Annotated in this window: 13 protein-coding genes and 1 pseudogene; 7 read left to right on the top strand and 7 right to left on the bottom strand. The window is 62.6% G+C overall.

The genetic code is table 11. The features are described from left to right. Positions 1-12: 12 nt before the first annotated feature. Both mexE and BM321_RS05485 read right to left on the bottom strand, forming a co-directional pair. Entirely contained in the window at positions 13-1,266 is a 1,254-nt protein-coding gene (gene mexE / locus BM321_RS05490; RefSeq protein WP_092441808.1) for a multidrug efflux RND transporter periplasmic adaptor subunit MexE, read from the bottom strand. A gap of 145 nt (positions 1,267-1,411) precedes the next feature. Further along, positions 1,412-2,176: a substrate-binding periplasmic protein gene (locus BM321_RS05485; protein WP_092326409.1), complete on the bottom strand. Its 765-nt coding sequence runs from the start codon at positions 2,174-2,176 to the stop codon at positions 1,412-1,414. A 371-nt stretch (positions 2,177-2,547) separates the two neighbouring features. Between BM321_RS05485 and BM321_RS05480 the strand changes: the two genes are divergently transcribed. Together BM321_RS05480 and BM321_RS05475 are read left to right on the top strand one after the other, a co-directional pair. Then, a complete protein-coding gene (locus BM321_RS05480) occupies positions 2,548-2,973 on the top strand; it encodes a VOC family protein (protein ID WP_092441807.1) in 426 nt (141 codons plus the stop codon). Positions 2,974-3,102: 129 nt separating this feature from the next. Next, the gene (locus BM321_RS05475; RefSeq protein ID WP_060742513.1) at positions 3,103-3,723 is read left to right on the top strand and encodes a TetR/AcrR family transcriptional regulator; all 621 of its coding nucleotides are present in this window, start codon (positions 3,103-3,105) and stop codon (positions 3,721-3,723) included. Between the two features lie 120 nt (positions 3,724-3,843). Here the strand turns inward: BM321_RS05475 and BM321_RS05470 are convergent. Then, positions 3,844-3,983 (bottom strand): annotated as a pseudogene (locus BM321_RS05470) (SDR family NAD(P)-dependent oxidoreductase); the annotation flags it as partial. A 136-nt stretch (positions 3,984-4,119) separates the two neighbouring features. After that, positions 4,120-5,583, bottom strand: a complete 1,464-nt coding sequence (locus BM321_RS05465; RefSeq protein ID WP_092441806.1) for an efflux transporter outer membrane subunit — start codon at positions 5,581-5,583, stop codon at positions 4,120-4,122. Between the two features lie 216 nt (positions 5,584-5,799). Between BM321_RS05465 and BM321_RS05460 the strand changes: the two genes are divergently transcribed. The 3 genes from BM321_RS05460 to fabF are packed head-to-tail and all read left to right on the top strand — an operon-like array spanning position 5,800 to position 11,326. Then, positions 5,800-6,909 carry an efflux RND transporter periplasmic adaptor subunit gene (locus BM321_RS05460; protein WP_092441805.1) on the top strand — a complete coding sequence of 370 codons (1,110 nt, stop codon included), beginning with the start codon at positions 5,800-5,802 and terminating at the stop codon, positions 6,907-6,909. Then, positions 6,906-9,986 (top strand): efflux RND transporter permease subunit, encoded by a 3,081-nt coding sequence (locus BM321_RS05455; RefSeq protein ID WP_092441804.1) that lies wholly within the window; start codon positions 6,906-6,908, stop codon positions 9,984-9,986. Before BM321_RS05460 ends, BM321_RS05455 begins: the two co-directional genes overlap by 4 nt. A gap of 53 nt (positions 9,987-10,039) precedes the next feature. Next, positions 10,040-11,326, top strand: coding sequence for a beta-ketoacyl-ACP synthase II (gene fabF / locus BM321_RS05450; protein ID WP_092441803.1), 1,287 nt, complete (start codon positions 10,040-10,042; stop codon positions 11,324-11,326). 136 nt (positions 11,327-11,462) lie between these two features. Here the strand turns inward: fabF and BM321_RS05445 are convergent, their stop codons facing one another. The 3 genes from BM321_RS05445 to BM321_RS05435 all read right to left on the bottom strand — a co-directional run bounded on the left by BM321_RS05445 (position 11,463) and on the right by BM321_RS05435 (position 14,998). Continuing rightward, entirely contained in the window at positions 11,463-12,026 is a 564-nt protein-coding gene (locus BM321_RS05445; protein WP_092441802.1) for a cytochrome b, read from the bottom strand. Positions 12,027-12,131: 105 nt separating this feature from the next. Continuing rightward, a complete protein-coding gene (locus tag BM321_RS05440) occupies positions 12,132-13,586 on the bottom strand; it encodes an aldehyde dehydrogenase family protein (protein WP_092441801.1) in 1,455 nt (484 codons plus the stop codon). Between the two features lie 38 nt (positions 13,587-13,624). Further along, positions 13,625-14,998 carry an aspartate aminotransferase family protein gene (locus tag BM321_RS05435; RefSeq protein ID WP_092326439.1) on the bottom strand — a complete coding sequence of 458 codons (1,374 nt, stop codon included), beginning with the start codon at positions 14,996-14,998 and terminating at the stop codon, positions 13,625-13,627. A gap of 215 nt (positions 14,999-15,213) precedes the next feature. On the opposite strand from BM321_RS05435, the gene BM321_RS05430 reads away from it, so the two are divergent. Both BM321_RS05430 and BM321_RS05425 read left to right on the top strand, forming a co-directional pair. Further along, positions 15,214-16,182, top strand: coding sequence for a helix-turn-helix domain-containing protein (locus tag BM321_RS05430; protein WP_092441800.1), 969 nt, complete (start codon positions 15,214-15,216; stop codon positions 16,180-16,182). 58 nt (positions 16,183-16,240) lie between these two features. Then, a complete protein-coding gene (locus tag BM321_RS05425; RefSeq protein WP_092441799.1) occupies positions 16,241-16,981 on the top strand; it encodes an IclR family transcriptional regulator in 741 nt (246 codons plus the stop codon). The last annotated feature ends 155 nt before the right edge of the window (positions 16,982-17,136 follow it).

Raw genomic sequence — 17,136 nt, 5'->3', positions numbered from 1 at the left:
GGATTCAGTCCCTTAACCGCGTGGGGTCGCAGCGGCCAGTTTGCCTGCCGAGCCTGGCGCCGCCTTGGATGGCGCGACTTGGGGCAGGTTGCTGGCTTCGAGCGCTTTACGTTGTTCTGCCAGGGCGGCAATGGTTTCTTCACTGGCCATCGGTACGGTTTCAGGCGTGACCGGCGAGCCCGGGCGAGCCCGTTGCAACCCCTTGACGATGATGGTGTCGTCCTTGCTCAAGCCGTTGCGCACGATGCGCAAGCCTTCGATCTTCGGCCCCAGCTCGACGGCGCGGTAGGCCGGCTTGTTCTCGGCGTCCATCACCAGTACGAATTTCTTGCCCAGGTCGGTGCCCACGGCTTCGTCATTGATCAGCACGGCAGAGTAGGTGCCACTGCCCACCAGCTTCAGGCGAGCGTACAGGCCCGGGGTGTAGGCGCCGTCCTTGTTGTCGAACACGGCGCGACCGCGAATGGTGCCGGTCTGCGGGTTGACCTGGTTGTCGACGAAGTTCATCTGGCCCAGGTGCGGGTTGCCGTCTTCGTTGGACAGGCCCATGTAGACCGGCGTGGCCTGGCCGCGCTGGCCCTGGCGGGCGAGTTGGGTGTACTTGAGGAAGACACGCTCGTCGGCATCGAAGTAGGCGTAGACCTTGTCGGTGGACACGACGCTGGTAAGCGGCGTGACATCGGCGGTCACCAGGTTGCCGGCAGTAATCTGCGCGCGGCTGACGCGACCGCTGATGGGCGAGGTGACGCGGGTGAAGCTCAGGTTCAGCTTGGCCAGGTCCAATTGCGCCTGGATCGCCGCGACGGCGGCACGGGCTTCCTGGGCGGCGGTGGTGCGCGAGTCCGCCAGTTCGGCGGAAATGGCGTTGCTCAAGCGCAGGCGCTCGCCACGCTGGGCTTCGTTCTCGCTGCGGGTGGCGGTGGCGCGGGCTTGGGCCAGTTGGGCTTCGAGACGACGCACTTCAGCCTGGAAGGGGCGTGGGTCGATCTGGAACAGCAGGTCGCCTTTCTTGACCAGCGCGCCTTCGGTGAAGGCCACTTCGTCGATCTGCCCGGAAACCCGCGGGCGGATCTCGACGGTTTCTGGCGCCTCGAGGCGGCCGGTGAACTCATCCCATTCGTTGACAGGTTGCTCCAACACCTTGGCCACACTGACTTTGGCCGGCGGCATGGACGCTGCCGTGTCGGGAGTCTTGCCACAGGCGCTCATCACCAGCACCGCGAGCAGCGCGAGGGGAAAACGCAGTTTTGAAAGTGAATGTTCCATGGATAGCATCCGCCAATATATTGAGAATGGGCGGATGATGCGTGGCGCAAGGCACAGGAACGAATCGAATGAAGCAAAGGTAACTATCATTCAGAATGATATAAGCCATCGATGAGGGCTCTAGTCCGGCTTCCCTCGCCACAGCCTATTGCGGCAAATAAAGGTCATGGACACGCTTGACGGTCCCATCCGCGCGAAGCGCTTCGACCGCGTCGCGCAAATGCTCGACCATTTCTGGCGAGCATTGCTTGGAGCAGGCCAGGTAAAGGTCGGCGTTGCTGCCAACCGAACTCATGAGCAGTTTGCGCTTGGACACCTTCGGCCAGATGTAACGACTCTCCGGCACGCCGTTGAACCAGGCATCGATACGCCCCATCAACAGCATCTGGGCGGGATTGTCGCCGATGGCCAACGGATAGATCTGCTCATCGCTGAACCCTTCGCTGCGCAGGATATCTTCCTGTGCACTGCCCAGGCCGACGCCGATCTTGCGGTAGGTTTCTTTCGCTTGGGCGAAGCTGCTCACCCGCCGCTCGAGGCTGAAAAAGGCGCGCTCCATGGGCATGATCGAGGCGATCCAGGTGAAGCGATCCTCGCGAGTGGGGATGCGCGACAGGGGTGTGATCAAGTGGTCATGTTCTTCACTGACATGCTTTTGCGCCCGAGCCCAGGGAAGTACATGGATCTTTACGGTGTACCCGGCCCTGGTCATGGCCGCCACGGCGACATCGCCCACGATTCCGTGGCCCCTGGGGTCGTTGACGAATGTCAGCGGCGGTGCGTCGGGAATGTGCAGTTCAATGACCAGAGGCTCAGCGCTCGCCTCATGGTTAGCCAGCAGCGGCAGTAACAGACAAAGCCGGTAAAGCGCTTTGGTCGAGGCGTTCAAAACGCGTGTAGTCGGGCTCATGGACGATACTTCAGGCATTGAAAGTGGTGCGCCAATTCCGGCGTACGGGGCGCCGGAAACAACGTCTACAGGCCAGCTTCTTTTTTATAGGTGCGGCGCAAGGTGCAGCGATCCTGCAGGATTCGCCAGAACCGTTCCATTCCATCACGTCAGTGCCGATGCCTTGGCCCGACTGTGCTTCTGAAGGTATAGATCATTTGCTCGGCGCAAGCGGCTAATTTGAAGGCGTACCTGCACGGCGGACCTGCGGTGCAAGGTCCCGCCGCGAAAAACCGGTCCGTTCCCAGCATCGCCTGGACGCGGTCTGTAGGGTTTTCTTGCCGCAAGCGCGGCGCTACGATGGGCCAACCTCACACGTAAGAGGATTCTCGATGAGCCTTTCTCCGTTCCATCTGGCGATTCCGGTCTACGATCTTGCCGCCGCCCGTACCTTCTATGGTGAAGTGTTTGGCCTGGAAGAAGGCCGTTCCAGTAGCCAGTGGGTCGATTTCAATTTCTACGGTCACCAACTGGTGATTCATGAGCAACCCAAGACCGCTTTCCAGGAAAGTGCCCAGAGCAATCCGGTGGACGGGCACGATGTGCCGGTCCCGCACTTTGGTGTTGTCTTGGCTTGGGAGGCGTGGGAGGCACTGGCTGAACGATTGAGATCTTTCGGTACGGAGTTTGTGATTGAACCCTACGTCCGCTTCAAAGGGCAGGTTGGCGAGCAAGCCACGATGTTCCTGTTCGATCCGTGTGGCAATGCCCTTGAATTCAAGGCATTCAAGGATATGAGCCAGCTTTTCGCCAAATGATACGGATAAATCAGGAGCCCTTGTGGCGAGAGGGGCAAGGCGCGGGTAACTGACGGACGGTTGTTTTGTGACTGTATTCATTTATGGTCACAAGTTGTCATCCCTTGCCGGGATGCGTAAGCTGCTCCCATGAATCAGCCAACAGCACCTTCGCCCAGCACTCGCGGCCCCGCCGATCATGACATTCGCGACCAGATTGTCGCGGCGGCCAACGAGCATTTCAGCCAATACGGCTACGCCAAGACCACCGTGTCTGACCTGGCCAAGGCCATCGGCTTTTCCAAGGCCTACATCTACAAGTTTTTCGATTCCAAGCAGGCGATTGGCGAAGCCATTTGTTCCAGCTGTCTGGCGAAGATCGTTGCGGCCGTGGAGGAGGCCATCAGCGAGGAAGGGCTCTCTTCGACCGAGCGCTTTCGCCGCCTGGTCAAGACCCTGATTACCACCGGGATCGACCTGTTCTTCAATGATCGCAAGCTTTATGACATTGCCGCATTCTCCGCGTCGGAGCGCTGGCCCAGCTCCCAGGTGTATGACGCACGGATCAAGCAATTCGTGGTGCAGGTCGTACGGGAAGGGCGCGAAAGCGGTGAGTTCGAACGCAAGACGCCCCTGGATGAAACCGTTGAGGCGATACACCTGACCCTTCGACCTTTCGTCAATCCTCTATTGCTGCAGTACAGCCTCGATCATGTCGAGGTGGCACCGACGCTCACCGCCAACCTCATCCTGCGTAGCCTGATGCCCTGAGGGACGGCTGCGACGAGTAGCCGTCCCGATTCAAAAACGACTTCCCTTGCATTCGGGGTGTACCTGACTGAGTGGTCTCTTTTTGCCTGTGAAGTGACTATTTTATAAATTGGTCACGTGAGTCAGCGCTTCCAGTTTGTCCAGCCTGCGGGCTACCAGAACGAGGATTTTCCCTGCGCTGCGTATTGCCGGGCGAACTCCTCGCCAAAGCCGCTTGAAGCGCCCGTGATGAGCCCCCAGGAATTCTCGTTGGTTTTCATGTGGCTGGACTCCGGTTACAGAGATTGAAAATGGTTGCGATTGCCCGATCGCGAGCAAGCTCGCTCCCACAGGGTTAGCGCTCATTCCCTGTGGGAGCGAGCTTGCTCGCGATGACGACCTGGTGTTCATGTCGGATCATCGGCTCGCGATGGGCTGGGGTGGCTGCGGCGCTTGCCAGCCGCCCCCGAGCGCCCTGAATGCCGCGACCGCCGCGCGTGCCGATTCCGTCCGTGCTTGTGCCCGGGCATCGGATGCCTGGAGCAGCGTCTCGTCGGCGTTGAGCACATCGATCAGGCTGGCCGTGCCTTTCTGATAGGCGATAAAGGATGATCGACGCGCCTCGCTCAATGACGCTTCGCCTGAGGTGAGCGTCGTGGCCTGGGCTTCTCGGTTGACCAAGGCGGAGAACGCGTTCTCGACATCCTCGGTGGCGCGCAACGCGGACTGGCGATAAGCAGCCAGCGCCTCGGCTTCCTGCCCCTTGGCCTGGTCGATCTGGGCGTTGATCCGGCCAAAATCGAACAGCCTCCAGCGCAATCCCAGCGCCCCCGACGCCTGGCTGGCACCGCCGGAGAAAAGGTGCCCGGCAGAGACCGCCGTGGCACTGCCGAGCAATGCGCTGAGGGAAAATTTCGGATAGTACTCGGCGACGGCTTCACCGATGCGGGCATTGGAGGCGGCGAGACGGCGCTCGGCGACGATGAGGTCCGGCCGGCGGCGCAGCAGATCTGCCGGCGTACCCATCCCGCTGATTTGTGGGGGCAGGGGAATGCTACCCGTCTCGGTCAGTTGCGGGCGGTGGGTGCCTGGCGGCGTGCCGAGCATGACATCCAGCGCATTCATGGCAGCATCCAGCCCGGTTTGCAGGACCGGTACCGTTGCCTGGACCTGGGCAAGTTCACCTTCGGTCTGGCGGACCTGGTAGCTGGCGGCGAGTCCTTTGCTGTAGAGCAGCTGGACTTTTCCCAGCAGGTCCTGCTGGGTCTTGACCTGGCGGTTCGCAATGTCCAGTCGCGCTTGCAAGCCGCGCAGGGTGATGTAGGTGTCAGCGGTCTGCGCGGCGACGGCCAGCCTCGTGGCCGCAGCCCCGGCCTCGGAGGCCTGGTATTCGGCCCATGCAGCTTCGCGTCCGCGTCGCAGCCCACCAAAGACATCCAGCTCCCAGCTCGCGCCCAGGTCCATCGAGTAGCTATTTCCATATCGATCATAACCGGGGGTCGAATCGAGCACCTGGCCCAGCGGCGTCTCGACGGATTGATAGGCCCGTGCGGCCTGGCCGCTGATATTTCCCGACGGCAGCAAGGCGGCGTTGGCAGCGCCGAGACCTGCCCGCGCCTGGGCAACGCGCGCTGAGGCCTGGGCAAGGTCGAGGTTCTGCTCCAGCGCCTTGGTGATGAAATCGGTCAACACCGGGTCGCCAAAACCCTCCCACCAGGTGGTGAGACTGGTCCGCGCTGTGCCGGTCCTTTGTTCGACAGAAGACTGGCCCAGGAAACGATCCGAAAGCGCGGCATCGGGAGGCTGATAGTCCGGACCGACCGCGCAGCCGGTCATCAAACTGGCGCTTACTAAAAAAGCAAGGGGGCGCAGGGTGGGCATTGACGTTTCCTTGGGGTCGATATTTGTGACCATATTATATGATGGTCACGACCTGTCAATTAGGGATGGAACTGGCCTTTAGAATTGAAAGCACAGTATTTACGGGTATCTGTAAAAAGTAGCTTTTATAAACTGCTGGGTGATATGTGACCATTGACAGTATTGGTCACGAGCGCAAGAATGAGCTCCCAGTCCTCTGTTCAGTAAAGGGAACCTATGCTCCGGCTCCGACCTGTCACCTTTGCGGCTTGCTTGTTGCCTCTCGTCCTCACGGCGTGTGACGACTCATCCACTGCCACCGATCCGCGCACGCTTGCTCCTCTGGTGAGGGTTGCGCAAGTGCAGGGTTTCTCCGCCGGTGCTCGCTCTTTCACCGGCGTGGTGGCGGCCCGCGTCCAGAGCGACCTGGGCTTCCGTGTATCAGGCAAGGTCCTGGAGCGGTTGGTGGATGCCGGTCAAGCCGTCAAGAAGGGCCAGCCGTTGATGCGCCTGGACCCCATCGACCTGGGCTTGCAGGCGCGAGCCCAGCAAGAGGCTGTCACGGCCGCACGCGCCCGGGCCAAGCAGACCGCTGACGATGAAGCTCGATATCGCGAGCTGGTGGCCGCCGGGGCGATTTCGGCGTCGGGTTATGACCAGATCAAAGCCGCCGCCGATACCGCGAAGGCGCAGCTCAGCGCCGCCGAGGCGCAAGCCAACGTGGCCCGCAACGCGTCCGGCTATGCGGTGCTCCTCGCGGACGCCGATGGTGTGGTGATGGAAACGCTCGCCGAGCCGGGGCAGGTCGTCAGCCCGGGTCAACCGGTGGTCCGACTGGCCCGAGCCGGGCAGCGCGAAGCCGTCGTGCAGCTGCCCGAGACCCTGCGGCCGGCCGTCGGGTCCAGCGCCCAGGCGACGCTGTATGGCAACACCAGCGGGGCGGTTGCCGCCAGGCTCAGGCTGCTTTCCGATTCGGCTGACCGGGTGACCCGTACCTTTGAAGCACGCTATGTCCTGGAGGGCGCCCTGGCTAATGCACCGCTGGGCTCGACCGTCACACTGCGTATCGCCGAGGGCATGGCCCAGGAGCAGGTGCTGCAAGTGCCGATTGCGGCGCTGTACGACCCTGGCAATGGCACTGGCGTGTGGGTCATCGACGGCGAGCCGGCAAAAGTGACCTGGCGTCCCGTCCAGGTCTTGGGCTTGAGCGACGACGCGGCGCGCGTTGCAGGCCGTCTCAACGTCGGTGAGCGCATTGTCGGTCTGGGTGCACATCTGCTGCGTGAAGGCGAGCCCGTCCGGCCGCTTGTACAGGGCGATGTGAACGTCGCGGAGAGCCGCCAATGAGCTTCAATCTGTCGGCGCTCGCCGTGCGCGAGCGCGCCATCACGGTTTTTCTGATTTTCCTGATCGCCGTCGCCGGGACCCTGGCGTTCTTCAAGCTTGGCCGCGCGGAGGATCCGCCGTTCACGGTCAAGCAACTGACCGTCATCACTGCATGGCCGGGGGCGACGGCGCAGGAGATGCAGGACCAGGTCGCCGAGCCCCTGGAAAAACGCCTGCAAGAATTGAAATGGTACGACCGCTCGGAAACCTACACTCGTCCCGGCCTGGCTTTCACCATGGTTTCGCTGCTGGACCGCACGCCGCCTTCACAGGTGCAGGAAGAGTTCTACCAGGCGCGCAAGAAGCTCGACGACGAAGCCACCAAGTTGCCGGCGGGTGTGATCGGACCCTTGGTCAACGACGAGTACTCGGACGTGACGTTCGCGCTTTTCGCCCTCAAGGCCAAGGGCGAGCCGCAGCGCCTGCTGGTGCGTGAAGCCGAGGTTCTACGCCAGCGCCTGCTGCATGTGGCGGGGGTGAAGAAGGTCAATATCATCGGCGAACAGGCCGAGCGCATTTTCATTTCCTTCTCCCATGACCGGCTGGCGACCTTGGGTGTTTCTCCCCAGGACCTCTTCGCCGCACTGAACAGCCAGAACGTACTGACGCCCGCCGGCTCCATCGAAACCAACGGGCCACAGGTTTTCCTGCGGGTGGAGGGTGCTTTCGATAAGTTGGAGAAAATCCGTGACACGCCGCTGGCCATCCAGGGGCGCACGTTGAAACTCTCGGACGTGGCGACGGTTGAACGTGGCTATGAAGACCCGGCCACCTTCCTGGTGCGCAACAACGGTGAAGAGGCGTTGTTGCTGGGCGTGATCATGCGCGAGGGTTGGAACGGCCTCGACCTGGGCAAGGCGCTCGATGCCGAGACGAGCAAGATCAATGAAGGCATGCCGCTGGGCATGACGCTGACCAAGGTGACCGATCAGGCGGTGAACATCAGCTCGGCGGTCGACGAATTCATGGTCAAGTTCTTCGTTGCCTTGCTGGTGGTGATGGTGGTCTGCTTCATCAGTATGGGCTGGCACGTCGGGATCGTGGTCGCGGCGGCAGTACCCTTGACCCTGGCCATCGTGTTCGTGGTGATGGCGGCCACCGGCAAGAACTTTGACCGGATCACTCTGGGCTCGTTGATTCTGGCCCTCGGGCTGCTGGTGGACGACGCCATCATCGCGATCGAAATGATGGTGGTGAAGATGGAGGAGGGCTACGACCGGATCAAGGCCTCCGCGTACGCCTGGAGCCACACGGCCGCACCGATGCTGTCCGGTACCCTGGTGACGGCGATCGGCTTCATGCCCAACGGTTTCGCCCAGTCCACCGCTGGTGAATACACCAGCAACATGTTCTGGATCGTCGGCATTGCCCTGATCGCCTCCTGGCTGGTCGCGGTAGCATTCACCCCCTACCTGGGGGTGAAGATGTTGCCGGACATCAAGAAGGTCGAAGGCGGGCAGGCGGCTATCTACGACACCCCACGCTACAACCGCTTCCGGCGAATCCTGACGCGGGTGATCGCCCGCAAATGGCTGGTGGCCGGGACCGTCATCACACTGTTTGTGGTCGCCATCCTGGGCATGGGCCAGGTCAAGAAGCAGTTCTTCCCGACCTCGGACCGTCCCGAGGTCATGATCGAAGTACAAATGCCCTATGGCACCTCCATCGAGCAGACCAATGCCGCCACTGCCAAGGTTGAAGCGTGGCTGCAAAAACAGGAGGAAGCCAAAATCATCACGGCTTATATCGGGCAGGGCGCACCGCGCTTTTTCCTGGCGATCGCGCCGGAGCTGCCGGATCCGTCGTTCGCCAAGATCGTGGTGCTGACAGACGACCAGGAAGCACGGGAAACCCTCAAGTTCCGCCTGCGCGAAGCGGTCGCCGAAGGGCTGGCCCCGGAGGCCCGGGTCAGGGCGACGCAAATTGTCTTTGGTCCGTACTCACCCTTTCCTGTGGCCTACCGGGTGATGGGACCTGACCCGTCGAAACTGCGGGAGATCGCAAGCCGCGTCCAGGATGTCATGCAAGCCAACCCGATGATGAGGACCGTCAACACCGATTGGGGCCCACTGACGCCGACGCTGCATTTCAATCTGGACCAGGATCGCTTGCAGGCGGTTGGACTGACGTCCAGTGCCGTCGCCGAGCAACTGCAATTCCTGCTGGCCGGGGTGCCGATCACGGCGGTTCGCGAGGACATTCGTTCGGTGCAGGTGGTGGGACGCGCCGCCGGGGATATCCGTCTCGACCCGGCCCGGATCGAGGGCTTTACCCTGGTGGGCGCGGCGGGGCAGCGTATACCGTTGTCCCAGGTTGGCGAAGTGGACGTGCGCATGGAGGATCCGATCCTGCGCCGTCGTGACCGGACCCCGACCATTACCGTGCGCGGCGACATTGCCGAAGGTCTGCAACCGCCGGATGTGTCGAGTGCGATCATCAAGCAACTGCAGCCGATCATCGACACGCTGCCCGGCGGCTACCGGATCGAGCAGGCAGGAGCCATCGAGGAGTCCGGCAAAGCCGGCCAGGCCATCGTGCCGCTGGTGCCGATCATGATTGCCCTGACGCTGCTGATCATCATCGTCCAGGTGCGCTCGATCTCGGCCATGATCATGGTGTTCTTCACTGCGCCGCTGGGGTTGATCGGCGTGGTGCCGACGTTGCTGATTTTCCACCAGCCGTTTGGCATCAACGCCCTGGTGGGACTGATCGCGCTGTCGGGCATCCTGATGCGCAACACGCTGATCCTGATCGGGCAAATCCATCAGAACGCAAAGGAGGGGCTGGACCCGTTCCACGCGGTCATCGAGGCCACGGTGCAGCGGGCTCGTCCGGTGCTGCTGACGGCGCTGGCGGCGATCCTGGCATTCATCCCGCTGACCCATTCCGTTTTCTGGGGAACGCTGGCCTACACCCTGATTGGCGGCACCTTCGTCGGCACCATCATAACGCTGGTGTTCCTGCCGGCGATGTATGCCATCTGGTTCAAGATCCGTCCGGTCAATACCGTTCAAACTGAAACAGCAACCCAGGCATAAGCGATTCATCGCATAGCGCTCCAGTGAGCGCCTACAGAATTGAAGAGGTTTCCATGAGTACTGCAGCAGGTCAAACACGCATCGTAGTCACGGGCGTCGGCATCGTCGGTCCGCTGGGTTGTGGCGTGGAGCAAGTCTGGCAGCGGCTGCTGGCCGGGCGTTCCGGCATCCGTAGCCTGCCCGAGGCGTTCACCGAGGGTACCGGCGTCGGGGGCGGCGGCCAGGTGCCCTCTCTGGAAGAGGATGCCGTTGCCGGTTACGACCCGGAACGCTTTATCGCGCCCAAGGATCGCAAGAAAATGGATCGCTTCATCGAGTTTGCGCTGGTGGCCGCCCATGAGGCCCTGGAGCAGGCGGGCTGGCATCCGACTGAAGCCGTCGACCAGGAACGGACCGCGACGATCATTTCATCGGGCGTGGGTGGGTTTGGCGCCATTGCCGATGCCGTGCGTACCACCGACTCGCGGGGGCCGCGTCGGCTGTCGCCGTTCTCCGCACCGGCGTTTCTCGCCAACATGGCGGCCGGTCACGTGTCCATCCGGCACGGCCTCAAAGGCCCGCTCGGTGCACCGGTAACCGCCTGTGCGGCCGGCGTGCAGGCCATTGGCGATGCGGCCCGGCTGATCAGGAGCGGGGAGGCGGACATTGCCGTTTGCGGCGGTACCGAGGCGGCGATCGATCGCGTGACCTTGGGTTGTTTCGCGGCGGCCAGGGCGCTCTCTACCGGTTTTGCCGACCGCCCGCAGGAAGCTTCGCGCCCCTTCGACCGTGATCGCGACGGCTTTGTCATGGCCGAAGGCGCGGGGTTGTTGGTGATCGAGTCGCTGGAACATGCCTTGGCCCGTGGGGCCAAGCCCCTGGCGGAGCTGGTCGGCTATGGCACCAGTGCCGATGCCTACCATCTGACGGCCGGCCCGGAAGACGGCAACGGTGCCCGCCGCGCAATGGAACAGGCGCTGCGCCAGGCCGCTGTCAGCCCAGCCGACGTGCAGCATATCAATGCCCATGCGACGTCTACCCAGGTCGGCGACAGCGGGGAGCTGGCGGCGATTCGCTCGGTGTTCGGCACCGACTCGGGGGTGGCGATTACCTCGACTAAATCGGCTACCGGCCACCTGCTGGGCGCGGCCGGGGGCATTGAAGCCATCTTCACGGTATTGGCGCTGCGTGACCAGATCGTGCCGCCGACCCTGAACCTGGTTCATCCTGACGAGGCCGCCGCTGGGCTTGATCTGGTCGGCCTGAAGGCCAGGAAGATGCCGATTACTCATGCGCTTTCCAATGGGTTCGGGTTCGGTGGAGTCAATGCCAGTGTGTTGTTTCGTCGTTGGGAGGCATAAGTACGGGGAGTGCGCCTGGCAGCAACCATCACGCACTTCAAAGGTGGCGGTTCCCGGGCTGTCAGTCGCTACCGATGTGTAGAGCCAGAAGCAGGTCATGCAAGGCGTTGGCACTTTTCGCCAACGCCTGATCGAGTCACAGCATGCGGCGCAGGACATCGTTTCGAGGGTCGCGGTCATAAAACCGGTGCTTCAGGGCGCCGGCGACATGTACCAGGATCAGGCCGAGCAGGGTGTAGGCGAGCACTTTGTGCAGCCATTGGAAGACCACGAACCAATCGTCATTCTTGCCCAGGAGCTCCGGAAGGTTCACCCCAAAGAAGAACACGCCGTCGCTCATCGTGTAGGTGCTCGACATCGAATAGCCCATCAACGGCACGATCACCAGCAGCGCGTACAGGGTACGGTGGGCGAGCCTTGAAGACACCCGCTCATACCGTGCCAGCGTCTCTGGCGGTTGCGGCAGCCTGGCCGTTCTCACCCGCACGGCGATCTGGACCAGGGCCACCAGGAATGCCAGCACCCCGAAGGATTTGTGCCACGGGTAATAGAGCTCATATTTGCTCGCCACTTCGTCAGCCAGCCCAGTCATGTGCCAGCCCGCCCAGAGGAGGCCAGCGATGAGCACGGCGCGCACCCAATGCAAAATTCGCAGGGACGTCGGATACCGATCAATTGTTGTTTGATTTAGCGGATTCATCACGGTCTCTCCGTCGATCATCAGAGCCAGGGGAATGCACGTTTGAACGGCCACCCTCTACGGCACAGGGGCGTGGAGGGTGGACGGGGCAGTGCGGGTTTACGCTTAACCAGGCAGCAGCACGGTGATCACCTTCTCCTCGGTGTAGGCCAGTGCGCCGCTGAATCCTCCTTCCCGGCCAATGCCGCTGGCCTTGACGCCGCCCCAGGGCAGGTTGGCGTCCAGTGGGCTCCAGCAATTGATGCCCACGGCCCCGGCCTTCACCGCCGCGGCGACGCGATGCGCGCGTGCCAGGTCGCTCGTCCAGACCGTGGCCGCAAGGCCGTAGTTGGAGTCGTTGGCCAGTGCGACGGCCTCTTCTTCGCTGTCGAACGTGATCACCGTGCCGACGGGGCCGAAGATTTCGTCCCGAGCGATCGCCATGTCATTGCGGGCGTTGGCGAAGATGGTCGGCCGGACGAACCAGCCCTGTTCAGGGTTCGAAACTCCGCCGGCCAGCAGGGACGCACCTTGGTCGATGCCCAGTTGGATGTAGCGGTTGACGCGATCCAATTGGGCTTTCTTGGCCACCGGCCCCATCTGCACACCGGGTTGGCGGGGGTCGCCCACCTTGACGGCGCGCGCGGCATCGGCCAGCGCTGCTGCGAAGCGATCGGCGAGGCCGCGTTGGACCAGGATGCGCGAGCCGGCCGCGCAGACCTGGCCCTGGTTGGCGAACAGGCCGAGGGAGCAGCCGAACAGCGCGTCGTCAAAGGAGGCATCGTCGAAGACAATCTGCGGGCTCTTGCCGCCCAGCTCCAGGGCCACGCGCTTGAACAGCACGCCAGCAGTGCGCTGGATCTCGCGTCCGGCTTCGGGGCTGCCGGTGAAGCTGATCTTGTCGACATGGGGGTGTTCGCACAGGGCGCGACCCACCTCGTTGCCATAGCCGGTGACGACGTTGATCACGCCATCGGGAAAGCCGGCTTCCTGGGCCAGTGTTGCCAGGTGCAGCGCCGACTGTGGCGTTTCTTCCGACGGCTTGATGACCACGGTGCAGCCTGCCGCCAGCAAGGCGGCGAGTTTCCAGACCGTGATCATCAGCGGTGAATTCCAGGGAACGATGGCACCGACCACGCCCACTGGCTCGCGTACCGTGTACGAGAGGGACTTGGTGCCAAAGTAGCCACCGGAGGGAATGGTCCGCCCCTCGAGCTGGTTGGCCCAGCCGGCGGCGGCGCGCAGGTTGGCGACCGCGTTGGGCACATCCAGCCGGCGCGGCTCGATTGGCGAGCGGCCGATGGCGTCGGCGTCCATATCGGCCAGCACGTCGGTGTCGCGTTCCACCAGGTCGGCCAGTTTCGACAGCAGTCGAGCGCGCTGGGCACCGTCAAGCTGGCTCCAGGCGCCACGTTCGAGCTGGTGGCGTGCGGCTTCCACGGCACGGTCCACGTCCTCGACGGTGCCGCGGGCGCAGCTGCCGTAGACCTGCTCCGTCACGGGGTTGACGAGATTAATACAGCGACCGTCGGAGGCTTCGAAGGACGCGCCGGCGATGAAGTGTTTCAAGTGCTCAGTCATTTGGAAGTCCATGAGTGATGTGCAGGAGTCGGGACATGTCACGCATCGAGGGCGTCCAGGGCGTCGCCGAAGATGTCCAGGGCCTTGAAGAACAGCGCCCGTGAGATCGTCAGCGAGGGCATGACACGCATCACGTTGCTGTAGCGACCGCAGGGAATCATCAGCACGCCGTGGCTCAGCAGGTAACCCATGAGTTGGCCAATCTTTTCCGGTGCCAGTGGCGCCTTGGTGGTCGGGTCCGAGACCAGCTCGATCCCGATCATCAGGCCGCGACCGCGGACCTCACCGACCAGCGGGCTGCCGAAGCCGCGAATACGCTCCTGTGCTTCGAGCCCCAGTGTGTGGGCACGGTTGAGCAGATCGAGCTCCGGGTCCTGGAGGATGCTGATGTTGGTCAGCGCCACTGCGGCGGATAACGAGTTGGCGGCGAAGGTGTTGGGCATCGAGCCGTCAGGAATCGCTGCCGCCAGGTCCGAGCGCATGATCAGGCCGGCCATTGGCAGGTCGCTGCCGATGCCCTTGCCAAAGGTGAGCATGTCGGGCTTCACGCCGGAGTGCTCGACCGCCCACATCTTGCCGGTACGCCCCGCGCCGGACTGCACCTCGTCGACAATCAGCAGCGCACCGCTGCGGTCGCAAGCCTTGCGCAACAGTTGCAGGAACTCTGGCGAGGGCGGCACATAGCCGCCTTCGCCCTGTACCGGTTCCACGATCACGGCCGCCACGTCATCGGCGGCGGTGTAGGGGGTGTTCAGCAGGTAATCCACGTACTCACCGGCGATCTGCTCGGCGCTTTTGTGCGTGGTATCGAAGGGGAAACGGTAGGCATAAGGGTAGGGGGCATGAATGACGCCACCCATCTGGGCGCCATAGCCCTTGCGATACGCCGTGCCGGTCGTCAGGGCACCGGAAGCGTTCCACACGCCGTGGTAGCCGCCGTGGAAGGCGACGATCTGGTGGCGTCCGGTGACGCGCTTGGCGAACTTGATGGCCGCTTCCAACGCATCGCTGCCGCTTTGCGTGAAGAATGTAATGCAGTCGCCGCGCAAGCCGTCGGGCGCGATCTCGGAGAGCTTGGCGGCCAGTTCGGTGCGCCGGGTGCTGTTGACCTCCAGGGCGTGCATCAGCACTTCGGATTGTTCGCGAATGGCTTGCACCACTTTCGGGTGGCAGCGACCCACGCTGCTGACGCCTACACCCGCGGACAAGTCGATGTAGGTATTGCCATCGGCGTCCTTGAAGGTCGCGCCGAACGCCCGGTCCATGGCCACGGGCATGCGTCCGCCGCCGCGTGCCATGGATTCGGTACGCGCCGACAACGCCAGCGCCTCGGTGGTTCGGGGGCCGGGAATGGCGGTGGTAATCCGCGGGGCATCCGCGAAATGGAGGGCTTCGAGTTTGGCTTCGCTCATGACGGTCTCTCAGGATGTCGGTTTCAGTGTGCCGATCATCCCCGTGGCCTGTTCCGGGCCGGTAGCCCGAATCGGCACATGAATGGGCCGCCGCGCGCGTCAGCATCGGAGCATAGACATTGCCCAAAGAAAATTTGCAGAATTCTCTTTATGTGAGAATATCGCTCAGGAAGGCGATCTAAAAAAGAAGAATATCGGCCGAGGCTTTCGTCATCATGAAAAACCAGAACATCAGCCATTTCCACGATATCCATGTCCACGCCGCCACCGTCCAGGAGTGGAGCCAGGATTACAACCAGTTGACCGCTGGTACGGCTGAGAGCTCACTTATCCAGTTGACGACGGCCCGCTGCCACGTGTTTCGCGAGCAGATCAACCAGCGTGTCGTGCAGCACGGCGTGGCCCCACGGGGCAAGATGTGTTTCGCCGTGCCGATCACCGTCCCGGGTTCGATCCGGATGCAAGGGCGGGAAGTGGACGACAGCAGCCTGTTCTTTCTTCATGGTGGCGAGGAATTCATGTTCCATATGCCGCTGGGCATGGAACTGCTGGCGATCACCTTCGAGCGGGAGTTGTTCGAAGATGCGTTGGCGCGAACCGCGTCGGCCAAGGAAATCGCTCAGTTACTGCGTCAGCCGGTGATCAAGGTGTCCTCTCAACGTTATGCCGAGGCTCGCCGTCGAATGCTGGCGGCGTTCTCCCAGGCGCTCTTGAGTGAAGAACTCGACAATGCGCAAGACCGGGAACTGGCGCTGGAACAGACCATGCTCGGCGAGCTGCTGCAATTGATGACCGACCCCGCCTGCGACAAACAGCAGCGCACGCCAAGTTCCACGCGCAGCTACATTGTCGAAAAATGCCACCAACTGGCGACCGCGCAATTGAACAACGTGCCCAGCGTGGACGAGTTGTGCCAGCGACTCCAGGTCAGTCGGCGTACGGTGCAGAACAGCTTCCGCTCGGTGACCGAGACGACGCCAGTCAATTACCTGCGCTCCGTGAGGCTGAACGGTGTGCGCCGCACCCTGATGTCCACCCCCGCGACGCATCTTTCGATTGGCGATGCCGCGGCCCAGTGGGGCTTCTATCACCTCAGCCATTTTGCGGCGGAGTACCAGGTGCTGTTCGCAGAGTTGCCGTCCCAAACCGCGCGCGCTGCCATCAGCGGTTGCGCCCTTGCTTGAGCCTTTGCCCGCTGCACCCGGCAGCGGGCGGGCTGGCCTGCACAAGGATGTCGAAAAAATGAATAGCCTTCGCCGCCTGCTCAGGGTCTTCGACTTGTTCCGCCCTGAACAGCCGGTCATCGATGTGGACGTGATTTGTCAGGAGCTCGGCTACACGCCCGCCACCGCCTATCGTTATCTGCGCGAACTCGGCGACGCGGGTTTCTTGAAGCGATTGCCCCGCGGCTACGCACTCGGCCCACGGATCGTCACGCTGGAGCATCAGATGGCTCACTATGACCCATTGCTGGCCTGCAGCCGGGGCCTGGTGGACAAACTGGTGGCCGACACGGGCCTGGACGCACTGGTCAGCGAATGGCATGGCGACTCAGTGGTCAACGTGCTGATCCAGCGGGGTTCCGACGCCGGCCCCGTGGGTGGCGACCGGGGGCGGCCGATCGATCTTTTTCACAGCGCGACCGCTCGGGTCGTGTTGGCCTATCTGCTGCCGCGCCAGATCCGCCGCATCTACGACGTCCATGCGAAGCCCGCCGAAGAGTTGCATCAGGGGTTGGCGTGGAAACCGTTCACCAAGGGGCTGCTTGCCATCCGCAAGCAAGGCTACTGCATCAGTGAAAGCGAGCTGTACCCGGGGCGCAGTGGCGTCGCGGCACCGGTCTTCGACGAAAAACGCCGAGTGCTCGGGAGCATGACCCTGGTGGGGCGTAGCGAGCGGTTTTATGCGTTCCAGCAGGGCTACCTGTGCGACCTGGTCACCGGCGCGGCGTCGGAACTGACGGCGCGTATCGCCTTGCAGTAAGGCGAGAGCGACTGGACGGCTGGCTTTTTCGAGAGGAACACGCCGATGACCGATTTGGGCTAATGGGGCGTTCGGGGGCAGGCATAGGATCGAGTCCAGCGTGCGACACGAACAATAACGCCATCCGGTGACGGCCAGGGATTGACTGCACCGAT

Origin of the sequence: Pseudomonas sp. NFIX10 (assembly GCF_900111955.1) — a bacterium.
Lineage (GTDB): Bacteria > Pseudomonadota > Gammaproteobacteria > Pseudomonadales > Pseudomonadaceae > Aquipseudomonas > Aquipseudomonas fluorescens_AA.
The sequence above is the reverse complement of the archived record's forward strand: the minus strand, read 5'-3'. Positions and strand labels throughout refer to the sequence as shown.

Bases quoted from the DNA above. Each gene is read 5' to 3' on its own strand.
- BM321_RS05455 (WP_092441804.1), top strand. From the start codon at position 6,906: ATGAGCTTCAATCTGTCGGCGCTCGCCGTGCGCGAGCGCGCCATCACG.
- BM321_RS05430 (WP_092441800.1), top strand. From the start codon at position 15,214: ATGAAAAACCAGAACATCAGCCATTTCCACGATATCCATGTCCACGCC.
- BM321_RS05425 (WP_092441799.1), top strand. From the start codon at position 16,241: ATGAATAGCCTTCGCCGCCTGCTCAGGGTCTTCGACTTGTTCCGCCCT.
- BM321_RS05480 (WP_092441807.1), top strand. From the start codon at position 2,548: ATGAGCCTTTCTCCGTTCCATCTGGCGATTCCGGTCTACGATCTTGCC.
- BM321_RS05440 (WP_092441801.1), bottom strand. From the start codon at position 13,586: ATGACTGAGCACTTGAAACACTTCATCGCCGGCGCGTCCTTCGAAGCC.
- BM321_RS05475 (WP_060742513.1), top strand. From the start codon at position 3,103: ATGAATCAGCCAACAGCACCTTCGCCCAGCACTCGCGGCCCCGCCGAT.
- BM321_RS05465 (WP_092441806.1), bottom strand. From the start codon at position 5,583: ATGCCCACCCTGCGCCCCCTTGCTTTTTTAGTAAGCGCCAGTTTGATG.
- fabF (WP_092441803.1), top strand. From the start codon at position 10,040: ATGAGTACTGCAGCAGGTCAAACACGCATCGTAGTCACGGGCGTCGGC.
- mexE (WP_092441808.1), bottom strand. From the start codon at position 1,266: ATGGAACATTCACTTTCAAAACTGCGTTTTCCCCTCGCGCTGCTCGCG.
- BM321_RS05460 (WP_092441805.1), top strand. From the start codon at position 5,800: ATGCTCCGGCTCCGACCTGTCACCTTTGCGGCTTGCTTGTTGCCTCTC.
- BM321_RS05485 (WP_092326409.1), bottom strand. From the start codon at position 2,176: ATGAGCCCGACTACACGCGTTTTGAACGCCTCGACCAAAGCGCTTTAC.
- BM321_RS05435 (WP_092326439.1), bottom strand. From the start codon at position 14,998: ATGAGCGAAGCCAAACTCGAAGCCCTCCATTTCGCGGATGCCCCGCGG.
- BM321_RS05445 (WP_092441802.1), bottom strand. From the start codon at position 12,026: ATGAATCCGCTAAATCAAACAACAATTGATCGGTATCCGACGTCCCTG.